Genomic DNA, 12,875 nt, shown 5'->3' with positions numbered 1-12,875 from the left:
ACACACTTATGATATTAGATTTACTCTTCCCTAACCGATGTCTTCATTGTAACAGAGTTATTAAGGATGATCTTTTGGTTTGTGATCTATGCTTTCCACAGATACATTTTACGCATTATGACTATTCCAAAAATAATCCGGTTAAGGAGCAATGCAAACTTTCTTTTCCTGTTGAGAATACGTATGCCCTTATTCAGTTTGAAGAAGATAGTTTAAGCAGGAAAATCATTCACGAACTGAAATACAGAAAGAGAGAAATTACCGGAAAAATCCTCGCAGAATGGACTATTGAACGATTGGATTTTGGCGATCAGAAACCTGATCTTTTGGTAAGTGTTCCCCTTCATCCTAAAAAATTAAGAGAAAGAGGATATAATCAACTTCATTTATATACAGAAATTCTTTCAAAATACTATGACATTCCGTTTGATCATCATTTGATCAAGAGAAACTACTATTCTAAAGCCCAAGCTTTAAAGGACAAAAAGCACAGACTGGAAACCATTAACACATTTTCAGCCACTCAATCCATTACAGGGAAACACATTCTATTGATTGACGATGTTTTTACAACAGGAACTACGGTTTCATCTATTGCCTGGGAGATTTTAAATGCCGGTGATAATAAAGTGAGTGTACTGGTGATGGCAATGGATGTCTAGAGATTTAATGTTTAAAGTTTGATATTTAAGGTTATTAAAGTGCAACCATTCGCTATTTACTTACAAAGCAATATTCAAATTCAATATAATTCTCTCGTTTTCGTGTTTCGATTCTTTTGCTTAATTTTCAGGAAAACAAATAATCATGCCGAATTTGGTTTTATTACATGGAGCTTTAGGTCATTCTGAAATCTTTAATCCTTATCTGAATAACCTTTCTGCCCATTTTACCGTTCATACTCCTTTATTTTCAGGACACGGAAACAGAGAACTTCCCTCAGATGGAATCAATATAGAAAAATATACACAGGAATTAACCGAATACTGTACAGAGAATAATTTAACAGATGTCTATTTTCTGGGACACAGTATGGGTGGTTATGTTGCTCTTTGTTATGCTATGAAATATCCTGAAAATGTTAATTCAATTATGACTTTGGGAACAAAATTCGATTGGACTGAAGAGCAGGCTTTAAAGGAAAGTAAGACGCTTAATCCGGATATCATTCTTGAGAAAGTTCCACAATATGCTCAACTTTTAGAAAACCAACATGGCATCAAGTGGAAACAACTACTTCCTGCGATTGCTGATTTAATGATTGATCTTGGAAAAAATCCACCACTGAAAGACAACTTTGCTTCTATCAATACTCCTGTTCAGATTATGGTGGGAGATAAAGACAATATGGTAACTCTTGAAGAAAGTACTCATGTTTACAGAAGCCTTCCTAATGCAAAATTGGCCGTACTTCCAGAGACAAAACATCCCATGGATAAAGTACGACCTCATTTATTGTTGAATTTAATAAAAGATTTCTGGAATCTTTCTTAAAATTATCTTTGTAGTTTTTCTCCGTAGCTTAAGTCTCCGGCATCCCCTAATCCAGGGGTGATGTACCCTTTTGATGTTAAGTTTTCATCAATGGCTCCTACCCAAATATGAGCGTCTGGATATGCGTTCTGAACCGTTTCAACGCCCTGTCTTGATGCAATAGCTGCAACAATGTGAAGCTGAGTTGGATTTCCGTTCGTCAATAAGTCTTTAATAGCTTCAATCAGGGAAGCTCCGGTTGCCAGCATTGGATCTGCTACAATCAGTGGTCTTCCTTCAATACTTGGGCAAGTAAGATAGTCTTGCTTAATTGAGAAATAGTCGTTGGCATCGTGTTTTCTGTACGCAGCTACGAAACCACAATCTGCTCTGTCAAGATAGTTAAGAATTCCTTCAAACAATGGAACTCCTGCTCTTAAGATGGTTGTAATTACCGGCTGTACTGCAATTTCTCTGCTTTTAATGGTATCTAAAGGGGTCTGGATTTCAACATCTCTTACTTCCAGTCCTTTGCTGATTTCAAAAGCCGCAATTTCTCCGATTCTTTCCATATTTCTTCGGAATCTCATTCGGTCATGCTGGACCTGAACATTTCGAAGTTCATTAATCCATTCATTAACAAGGGAAAAGTTTTGCGATAAAATAGTAAGCATGAAGATTTTAGGTTTTAATTACAGTTAGTAAAACATTAATTGCTGCAAAATTACAACTAAAAAACGAAATTGAAGATGAGCAAGCAATTAGAATAAGTATATCTATAAAAAATCTGGTAAAGCTACCTTTACCAGATTTTCATTAAAAAGTCATTTTATTTTTGTCTGAAATACACTTCAATCGGAACTCCGGTAAACCCGAATTCTTTTCTCAGCTGGTTTTCAGTAAATCTCTTATATGGTTCTTTCACATACTGTGGAAGGTTACAGAAAAATACGAACTGTGGAGACGGTGTAGGAAGCTGAACACAGTATTTAATTTTAATATATTTTCCTTTCAACGCTGGTGGCGGTGTATTTTCGAAAATAGGAAGCATTACTTCATTCAGTTTTGAAGTTTTGATTTTCTTTTTACGGTCTTCATATACTTCCATAGCCATGTCTACAGCTTTCAGGATTCTTTGTTTCGTTAAAGCTGATACGAACAGAATTGGAATATCCTGGAACTGACCGATTTTATCTTTGATTGATTTTTCGAAATCACGCATTGTATTCGTCTGCTTGTCTTCGATCAAATCCCATTTATTAACAAGGATTACAATTCCTTTTCTGTTTTTCTGTGCTAACCCGAAGATATTCATATCCTGAGATTCCCATCCCTGAGTAGCATCTACCATGATGATCACCACATCAGAATATTCAATAGAACGGATCGATCTCATTACGGAATAGAATTCCAGGTCTTCATTTACTTTAGACTTTCTTCTCATACCGGCTGTATCCACCAATACAAATTCGTGACCGAATTTATTATATAAAGTCTGGATACTGTCTCTTGTAGTTCCTGCAATATCTGTTACAATATTTCTTTCAACATCCAATAAAGCATTGGTCATTGTAGATTTTCCTACATTCGGACGACCTGCGATCGTAATTTTAGGTAACCCTTCGAAAGGATCTTTATATTCTGTAGTAGGGAAATCTCTAACAATATCATCTAATAGGTCCCCAGTTCCTGAACCTGTAGCAGAAGAAAGAGTATAATATTTATCGATTCCTAACTGGTAGAATTCAGTTGCAGGAAGTTCTTCCTTAGATGAATCTACTTTGTTAATTACAATATAAATTGGCTTGTTTGATCTTCTAAGAAGTCTGTAAATTTCGTGGTCAGTATCTGTAAGTCCTTCTTCTACGTTCATCATAAAGATAATGGAAGTGGCTTCATCTACTGCTAATTGTACCTGCTTACGGATTTCCTCCTCAAAGATATCATCTGTACCTACATCGTATCCTCCGGTATCAATTACAGTAAAATCTACTCCATTCCAATCAGACTTCCCGTAGTGACGGTCTCTGGTAACACCGGCTGTAGAATCTACAATAGCCTCTCTTCTTTCTAATAAACGGTTAAAAAGAGTGGATTTTCCTACGTTGGGACGTCCAACGATTGCGACAATATTTGACATAAAAAATGTTTAATAATCCTTTTGCTGCGCTAAGGATAAGTTATTAATGGGTTACTCCAACTTTTGGAGCCCAATTTTTTTGCAAAGATAAGATTTTATTATTTAGGATTAAAAACCTTCTTCATTTTGAAAATTTTCAGTAAAAAATAATTATTTGGCTATCAGCAAATAAGCCCATCAACACTCAATTATCTTAACTTTTTTTAATTGTAAGTTTTGTAGTTCAAATAATTTTTCTAATTTTGCAACATCAAAACAGACCCATGGTGTAGCGGTAACACTACTGATTTTGGTTCAGTCATCTGGGGTTCGAATCCCTGTGGGTCTACAAACCATCCTTTTCTAAGGATGGTTTTTTTATTTGTTCTCATTTTTCTAAAAGACATTGAAACAAGCCAAAATTTTGAACATCTAAAGAATCAATAAAAACAGCTCCTGTGTTTTATCATTTCATTTAGAATAGAACATTATATACTCAACTCTTATCTAAAATAAAATTGTAGATATTAAAGCAAAATCACAACCTATGTGAATATTTCATTTTATTTTGAATGATATGAATTCATTTTTCTAGTTATCTTTTATATTTTCCAAATCATTTTCAAAAGAATTCACATTTTAATTTAACACACCAAAAAGTGATAACAATCACTATTTTTCTCCTTTTAGAAGGCATTACAGGCCATATAAAAAAATTAAATTTGCACTAAATTAATTTAGACTATTTTAAAATAACAAAAGGAAATGAAAAAAATCTATTTCGGTGCATTCTTTCTATGTACGGTTTTAGGGTCTGCTCAGGAAGTTATTTGGCAAAAGGATATTGAGTCATCTTCTCAAGATTTTCTAAGCCAGATTATTACCAGTATAGACCAGCAGTATCTTATTACCGGAAGTTCTATACAGAGTGGCAAACTTCAACAGGAAAGCAACAAAAACAATGGTTACGATTTCCATCTGATTAAACTTAACCAACAGGGAGAAAAGTCCTGGGAAAAGTATTTTTCAGGAAACAACCATGATTATTTATCAGCAACCGTAACCACTCAGGACGGTGGATTTCTCTTAGCTGGAACATCATATTCCGGAAAAGGGTTGGATAAGAAAGAAGACTCTAAAGGCGGAGCGGATATCTGGCTGATCAGAATCAATGAATTCGGAGATGAATTATGGCAAAAAACATTGGGAAGTACTTCTGATGAAGAAGCGAGATCCGTTATTCAAAGTACAGACTTAGGATTTTTTGTAGCTGGAAATATTCAAAACTCTGATAAGGGTTATGGTTCTAAAGATGTATGGATTACCAGATTAGACAAAGACGGAAAAGAACTCTCTCAATTGGTTTTAGGAGGAAAAGGGTTAGATGAAGTTGAAAAGATGATTCCAACAAAGGATGGTGGTGCCTTATTGGGCATTTATTCAAGAAGTTCTGAGGTTCATATTTCGGAAGATAATCCTCGTGGAACGATCTCTCCTTCCTCGCCTCGTAGTACCTCAAGCCCCGAATCCCGCACTGGAAAATTTACAGAAAATTTTGGTGAAGGTGATTATTGGATCGTTAAACTGGATAAAAACGGGAAAGTAGAATGGGAAAAGAACTTTGGTGGCAAAGGAGATGATCATATCAGAACACTGGCATTGACTGCAAACGGCTATATCATTGGTGGTGAATCCAGATCAGAAAAATCAGGAAACAAAACAGTGGGTATTGAAGAAGGAACAGATCTGTGGCTGATAGCTGTCAATGAAAGAGGTGAAGAGCAATGGCAAAAGTCATATAGCTTCAAGAACAGGGATATTCTTATGGGTATGAATGTGATTCATTCAGAAAATGAGCAGTCTTCCAAAGGTATATTGCTAGGTGGTTATACCCAAGCAGAAGGAAGAATAGAAAAAGAGGATGAGACTTTCTGGATGTTATACCTGGATAGAAATGGTGATGAACAGTGGAGAAAACATGTAAATGGCAAGTCGAGACAAAAAGAGGAAAGACTTTCAGATTTGAAATTAAACAGAGATGGCTCTATTGTATTAGCAGGAACCAGTGCCAAAGAATTGGGAAAAGAAAACTGGAAAATTGTAAAGCTGGGAGACAAGCAGGTTAACCAATTAATTCCTAAATACGATATCAAAATCTATCCGAACCCTGTTACAGATTATGCCTATATAGAAATTGGCTTTGACTTTACTGAAGCGGAGATTCTACTGTATGATATGGGAGGCAGGCAAATTCAAAATATCAAAACAAAGAACAAAGTAAACAAAATCAATACGCAGGCTTTTGTGCAGGGAGCCTATTTGGTGACAATAAAAACTGATAACAATAAAACAGCAAATGCTAAGCTGATTAAAAAATAAATTCTATAACATGATAAAAAAATTATCTATATTATTTCTTATCCATATTTCATTACTTTTCCTGTCACAGACAAAACCACCTGAAAGCTATTCTTTGATAAGAGGGGTGAATGAAGGTGTTAATATGAACAGGGGAATGGTTGATTTAAACATTCCTTTATTTGATATTATAGAAGGGGGATTCAGGCTTAATAACAGTTTAAATTATGAATCAAGAGGATTTGTGCCTTATCTATATCCCAGCTTCGTAGGGTTAAACTGGAATCTAAACCAGTTCGGTAAAATAACACGTGAATCAAGAAAAATTGATTTAACAACTACAACAAAAAAAATCTTAAATCCATTTTATGGTGCTTCTCCAGCTCACATTTATTTAGCAAATTATTCTAGCTACCAATATAATGACATAAGGAGTTATGACAGAAATGACTGTATTAAAACTGCTTATTCAAATAACGCAAAAAAAATATCAATATTTAATGATGCTCTCAATCCGGCTTATCATGCTACGAATCTATTCGGCGATACACAACAATATTATGGTCAATCTATAAATTATGAACCGGATAAATATTATTTTGATTTTTTAGGGATTAAAGGTTATTTTATTGTAGACAATGAGATGAATCCTATAGTATTTTCTGAAAATTCTTCATTAAAAGTTGATATTTCAAAAGTTGATTGTTATGATATTTTCGGTAATATACCATTCTCTCAGTTTATAATTACAGACAACAAAGGAAATAAATATTATTTTGGTGGTAATACAGATGCAATGGATATTAACTTTAGTTATAATAGAGTAACTTATGACCATCATGAGAGTAACGATCCATCACATCCAACACAGATTCCATATTCTTATGCAAAGTTCAATAAAACAAATTATATTGACTCTTGGCTTTTAAATAAAATAGTCCTTGCAAACGGATCAGAAATCAAAGCTTATTATAAACAAAACAATCTTACTATATTAAACAATTATAGAGGAAATTGCTGTAATACTGGTGGAGAATATCCAATGCCAATGATAGAAAACTTTTCTGTTTATTACGTCACAGATAACACAGGTTTTCCTAGTAAACAAGAACTTTTACAAAATAATTTATCAATAAAGCATTCAAGAGTTGTTGGAATGTCTCAAGTGGATACTTATACTAAAATGGCCGTTTTAGACAGTATCAAAATTAATGATGTCACAATTTCCTATAAATATCATAATACACTAAACCCACTTGAGATTACCAATAATTATTTAGATGAGATTTTAGTCAAAAGAAATAATAAGCAAATAAAAAAGGTTAATTTAATATATGAAGATCTCGGATTAACCAATAAAAGAACATTTTTAAAACAAATATTAAGCTCTACTGATGAGAATGTAAACCTAGATTATTACAATACAGATGATTTCCCAGAATATAAGAACAGTACAGTTATGACATATATTGGTGGAATATGGAACGGTTCTAATTCTATATTTTACGATCCTACTCTTGATGAATATAAAAATTCGTATGATACTGGTTTGTTGAAAAAGGTAACTTATCCCACCAAAGGTAGCACAACTTATCTTTATGAATTTGGCGATTATTCTAAAATCATTGGTTATCATGGTGTTCTAAACACTAACGAGTTATCTGTGATTGACTATTCTGGTACCATTAACTCTCCCAAACTAAAGAAAAAAATTGAGAAAAACAGCTTTAATGATAGTATTGTAACTCGTTATGAATATCTGAATGATTCTGGGTTATCATCAGGTATTTTAGAATCTGGGAATTTATATTCATTTGTGTCTATAACTAATGATTCACAAGCAAAGCTAAAAGGACCAGTATCCACAAATAAGTCAAGTATTTTACAGTATAGCACAGTAAAAATCACTACTGAAGGAAAAGGTTCTCGAAAGATATATTTTAATGATTATATTACGAATCCTGATACTTTAACAGTGAAAAATTTTAGTGGCAATAATTCATCTTCTCCTAAAGAATATTTATCAAAAAGTTATGAAAGAGGAAAAATATCAAAAGAAGAATTGTACGACAACGGAAATAATCTAATCAAGAAAACAGAGTATAAGTACAAAAATTTTCTTAAAAAATTACCAAATCTAGATGCTGTTAATTCAACAGCATGTGATGGGTGCAAAGTTTCTGATTTAAACTATTATATTACTGTAAGACAACCTGGTCCATTTGAATCCATTACATCTAAATATGTACCTATAATTCCTTATCTTCTTTCATCAGAAACTACAACAGAATATTTCGGAGGTAAGACAATACAAACAAAGAGGAATATATCCTATATGGATAAAATAAATTATGGAGGATTAAATAATTTATGGCATCCATTTCCTGTAGAAGAAAAAATAACAACTGCTGCAGGAACAGCTACGAAAAAATATCTTTATCCTAATGAATTAATTAAAGGAAATTGCTCAGGCTTCAGAAATTGCCCAAACTCAGAAAACGCTACCGCTTCTCAATGGGGAAACTATAAAAGCATGCTTGATTCCAACATTCTTATTCCTTTAGTAGAGATAACCAAAAATACAGATAATAAATTTTATCTAAGGGAAAATCTTTTTACCGCAAGCAATACCTTTCTGTATGCTCCTAAAAAGGTAAGACATTCATTATTAAATGTTCCGTTAGATTTTGATAATTATACTATTCCTACCACTAATACTGTGGATGATATCACCTATGATGTTTATGATGAAAAGGCGAACAACTTACAGTACACCCCTAAAGATGGAATACCTGTTACAACAATTTATGGATACAATCAAAGCTTACCTATTGTTACAATAACAGGTATCACTTACGAACAATTAATGCAGATATTCGGGTTACCTAATACTCCTACGGGATATTTGAGTTTAGATATTGTTGCTAAATCAAATGCTGATAAAGACTCAGCCAGTGAACAACTATTACTCAATGCACTGGAAACTTTCCGCAATAATCCGGCATTAGCTAATTATCAGGTCTCAACATCTACCTATGATCCTCTAATCGGTGTAAAAAGTATAACTCCGCCTTCAGGGCTCAGAGAGAATTATATCTATGACTCCGCAAACAGGCTTCAAAAAGTAACCGATGTAAATGGTAATATTCTAAAAGAACATACCTATAACTACAAACACTAATATCCACAATTGTAAATATAACAATAAAGAGATAATATGGTATTTCATACCCTTTTACTCCATTGGAATATTTCACACGACAAATAACAAATCATAGTGAAACGATTATTTTATATATTATTTTCATTGATGGGAATTCATTCACTGCATTCCCAAATTGTGCTGAGCAGCCCTGTTACACAACAGGGACAGGAAATATCAGACCCGTACAACATAAGAGTATTACCCGGTTTTAAAGCAAACTCGGCTGCAATAGGTACTTTCCGAGCCTTTATCGGAAATACTAATAACAACTCCAATAATCAGACTGATTATAATGGTTCAGGGACATCATCGGAAAACTACATTACAACCCGTATTTATCTGGATGCAACAACCAATAGTAGTCCTTCGGTGAGACAACTGTATACCATCAAATATTTTGATGGCTTGGGAAGACCCAAACAGGAAGTTAATGTAAAAGCTACACCCCAGGGAAAAGATATTATTACTCATATTGAATATGATCAGGTTGGGAGACAATCTAAAAATTATCTTCCTATTCCTCAAACCGGATCTCAAAATGGTAATATCTATACTTCACCTTTAGCTAATGCGTCATCTATATATGGTGGTGAAAAAATATTTTCAGAAGCTCAATTTGAAAACTCTCCACTAAACAGGGCTCAACAACTAGTACAAGCAGGCACAGACTGGAGTGGAAAGCCGATTAAGTTTAATTATGATGTTAATACCCCGGGAGATAATCTAAAGAAGTATTCAACGGTAACAGCATGGGATCAGGTTGGAAAAATGACAATAAGTTCAATTCAACCTCCTGAATTCTATCTGCCGAATACTTTGTATAAAAATACAATTACTGATGAAGACGGCAACAAGACCATTAAGTTTAAGAACGCTAAAAACCAGTTAGTTTTATCACGAAAAGTATCTGAAAATAATGAAAATACAGATACTTATTATGTATATAATGAATATGATCAACTGGCTTTCGTTATTCCACCATTGATTTCTACATGGGATATTTTAAAACAATCAACATTAGACAATTTATGTTATCAGTATCGTTATGACAATCAAGGTAGACTAGTGGAGAAAAAACTTCCCGGTAAGGACTGGGAACACATGGTGTATGATAAAGCCGACAGATTGATCTTAACACAGACAGGTAATCTCAGAAAACAAAACAAATGGCTTATTACCAAGTATGATCAACTAGGAAGGGTGGCCTACACAGGTTTTTTAAACGGCGGCGAAAGAGCAACAAGACAAAATGAAATCAATAAGCTGAACATTGTTGAGAGCAGAAGTACAACAGGCTTTACCAGGAACGGAATTACAGTTTATTATACTGACAATTATTTTATCGGAGAGATCCCTACTCTATTAAAAGTAAATTATTACGACACCTATCCACAGGGTTATAACTTTACACCTTCTTTTCCTACAAGTATACAGAATCAGAATGTTTTAAAAGACAACCTGGCTGCTGGAACCAATACAAAAGGGTTTCCTGTAATGGAACTTGTAAAGAATATTGAAGATGATAACTGGACAAAAGACTATACTTATTATGATACTTCAGGAAAGGTTATTGGTACACATTCCATCAATCACTTGGGAGGGTATACCAAAACAGAATCAAAACTGAGTTTCACAGGAGTACCGCAAACTGTTCTTACCAGACATAAAAGGCTCAGTTCAGATACAGAACAGATCATAACACAAACATTTGAATATGATGCGCAAAACAGACTAAAGAAACAATGGCATCAGGTAGGCAGCAATCCTATAGAATTATTGGCTGATAACACCTATAATGAACTATCTCAACTTTCCAATAAAAAAGTAGGAAATAATTTACAGAATATAGATTATGCTTATAATATTCATGGGAGCCTGGTTAAAATCAACGACCCGGAAAATCTCAATGGAAAATTATTTACTTACGCAATCAAATACCAGAACCCTTCAAATGCTTCTACTACCAAAAAATTTAATAGTAATATTACAGAAGTTGACTGGAGAACAGCACAAGATGGAGTTCTTAAGAGATACAACTATCAATATGATGCGCAAAACAGGATAACAAAGGGTATTTATTCTGAACCCGGCTCTACCCTAGAACAAAACGGTTATTTTAACGAAGAGCTCAGCTATGATCTGAATGGAAATATCAATACTCTTAAAAGATATACCAAACCATCAATAGGAACAACCGCAGAATTAATAGATAACCTGCAATACAATTACGAAAACTCCAATTTAAGCAATAGACTTGAAAGAATAACAGTAGCAGATGGTTCCCCAGATAACCCTTCAGGCTATCTGGTATTGGGAAATAAAATCTTATATGACGATGATGGAAACATGATCGAAATGAAAGATAAAGGAAGATCAAGAATTGATTATAATTATTTAAATTTACCTAATTTCTTTGATGGTGATGGATTTGACTATGCTAAATATGTTTATTCCGCAAATGGTGAGAAAGTAAAAAAAACAGAATGGTTTGCTTTTGGAAACAAAACAGCAGAAACAGATTACCTGGATAATTTCCAGTACGTAAATGGCTCTTTAAAATTTGTTCCTACCTCTGAAGGATATTATAATTATGAAAATGGGAAATATGTTTACAATTACAGTGACCATTTAGGTAATACCAGATTAAGCTATACTAAAAAAACAGGAAGTACAGATATTGAAATTTTAAGTGAGAATAGTTACTACCCATTCGGATTAAAACATTTTGGGTTTAGTAATGATTATTTAAATAAAAATCCAAATTACAGGTATGAATATAATGACAAGGAGTACCAATATCTTGCAGGAAGTATGTATGATTATGGAGCCAGGTTCTATATGCCGGATCTGGGAAGATGGGGAGTAACAGATCCATTAAGCGAACTCCAGTATGGATATAGTCCATATTCTTATGTTTATGGAAATCCTATCAGGTTTAATGATCCCACAGGGATGATAGGAAATGATCCACCAACAAGGGGCTTTACAGCTGATAATCCGGTGGATGTAGGTGAGATTTTCCTAACCCCTAAAAGTTTTGAGTTCTCACTTTCCTCTGTGGGAATTTATGGGGTAAATAACTATGATCATCCTGCTTCAATGATGCCTAGCAACTGCTTAGTTTGTCATTCAGGAAGCGGTTTGGCTTATAACATCCCTCAAACGGATCCTTTGGCATACCGTGGTCCTGAAAACGGACAAGGCGGAGGATTACAAAGCGTAAGTATTCTGTCTATTCCATATATGCTTTTAGAAGCAGGGCTTACAGAAGCTCTTATGCAACTGGGAATAGAAGGAGAAGATGCATACACTGCTGCAAAAACAGCCACCTTCCTGTATTCCATGAAAGCTCCACAAAGTAGTAATGGTACATTAGGTGTTGTTAACGGAAATAGTGGATCCAGAATACTGAGCAGTTATACTAAAACCTCAACAGCCATAAGATCGGCTTTAGCAAATAGAACAGGAAAAAGAGGGTTTTCAGAAGTCGGTTACCAATTTCAAAAACACCATGGAAGAGGTGGAAATTGGACAATACCACAAGGAGTCAAACAAAACCCAACCATGTTTAACCAGGCAGGATATAAAACATTCAAAGAAATTTGGAGAGCTCCGGGATCTTTCAAAAATGTTGGAGGTTTTTATGAAAAAAGATTATCTGACGGAAGAGGTATAAGATTACAGCACAATTGGCAATTTAAAGGCTTTTTAGATTAAAAA

General features: G+C 34.0%; 7 protein-coding genes and 1 tRNA gene. 6 read left to right on the top strand and 2 right to left on the bottom strand.

What is annotated here, in order from left to right:
- Window positions 1-8: 8 nt before the first annotated feature.
- Together BOQ64_RS07795 and BOQ64_RS07790 are read left to right on the top strand one after the other, a co-directional pair.
- Window positions 9-662 carry a ComF family protein gene (locus tag BOQ64_RS07795; protein ID WP_129054757.1) on the top strand — a complete coding sequence of 218 codons (654 nt, stop codon included), beginning with the start codon at window positions 9-11 and terminating at the stop codon, window positions 660-662.
- A 145-nt stretch (window positions 663-807) separates the two neighbouring features.
- A complete protein-coding gene (locus BOQ64_RS07790; RefSeq protein WP_129054755.1) occupies window positions 808-1,494 on the top strand; it encodes an alpha/beta fold hydrolase in 687 nt (228 codons plus the stop codon).
- A 2-nt stretch (window positions 1,495-1,496) separates the two neighbouring features.
- On the opposite strand, the gene upp is transcribed toward BOQ64_RS07790, so the two are convergent.
- Window positions 1,497-2,147, bottom strand: a complete 651-nt coding sequence (gene upp / locus BOQ64_RS07785) for a uracil phosphoribosyltransferase (RefSeq protein WP_089737643.1) — start codon at window positions 2,145-2,147, stop codon at window positions 1,497-1,499.
- 155 nt (window positions 2,148-2,302) lie between these two features.
- Window positions 2,303-3,613, bottom strand: coding sequence for a ribosome biogenesis GTPase Der (gene der / locus BOQ64_RS07780; protein ID WP_129054753.1), 1,311 nt, complete (start codon window positions 3,611-3,613; stop codon window positions 2,303-2,305).
- A gap of 257 nt (window positions 3,614-3,870) precedes the next feature.
- On the opposite strand from der, the gene BOQ64_RS07775 reads away from it, so the two are divergent.
- From BOQ64_RS07775 to BOQ64_RS07760, 4 genes are all read left to right on the top strand, one after another.
- Window positions 3,871-3,941 (top strand) — tRNA-Gln (locus BOQ64_RS07775).
- Window positions 3,942-4,357: 416 nt separating this feature from the next.
- Window positions 4,358-5,971 carry a T9SS type A sorting domain-containing protein gene (locus tag BOQ64_RS07770; protein WP_129054751.1) on the top strand — a complete coding sequence of 538 codons (1,614 nt, stop codon included), beginning with the start codon at window positions 4,358-4,360 and terminating at the stop codon, window positions 5,969-5,971.
- A gap of 10 nt (window positions 5,972-5,981) precedes the next feature.
- Complete coding sequence (locus tag BOQ64_RS07765) at window positions 5,982-9,131, top strand: RHS repeat protein (protein WP_129054749.1); 3,150 nt, start codon at window positions 5,982-5,984, stop codon at window positions 9,129-9,131.
- A 96-nt stretch (window positions 9,132-9,227) separates the two neighbouring features.
- Window positions 9,228-12,872, top strand: coding sequence for a DUF6443 domain-containing protein (locus BOQ64_RS07760; RefSeq protein WP_129054747.1), 3,645 nt, complete (start codon window positions 9,228-9,230; stop codon window positions 12,870-12,872).
- Window positions 12,873-12,875 lie beyond the last annotated feature (3 nt).

Source organism: Chryseobacterium sp. CH25 (genome assembly GCF_004119455.1).
In the GTDB taxonomy this organism is placed as follows: Bacteria; Bacteroidota; Bacteroidia; order Flavobacteriales; family Weeksellaceae; genus Chryseobacterium.
Note: the sequence above shows the minus strand (reverse complement) of the source record. Positions and strands in the feature narration are given on the sequence as shown.

Bases quoted from the DNA above. Each gene is read 5' to 3' on its own strand.
- der (WP_129054753.1), bottom strand. From the start codon at position 3,613: ATGTCAAATATTGTCGCAATCGTTGGACGTCCCAACGTAGGAAAATCC.
- BOQ64_RS07795 (WP_129054757.1), top strand. From the start codon at position 9: ATGATATTAGATTTACTCTTCCCTAACCGATGTCTTCATTGTAACAGA.
- upp (WP_089737643.1), bottom strand. From the start codon at position 2,147: ATGCTTACTATTTTATCGCAAAACTTTTCCCTTGTTAATGAATGGATT.
- BOQ64_RS07765 (WP_129054749.1), top strand. From the start codon at position 5,982: ATGATAAAAAAATTATCTATATTATTTCTTATCCATATTTCATTACTT.
- BOQ64_RS07770 (WP_129054751.1), top strand. From the start codon at position 4,358: ATGAAAAAAATCTATTTCGGTGCATTCTTTCTATGTACGGTTTTAGGG.
- BOQ64_RS07790 (WP_129054755.1), top strand. From the start codon at position 808: ATGCCGAATTTGGTTTTATTACATGGAGCTTTAGGTCATTCTGAAATC.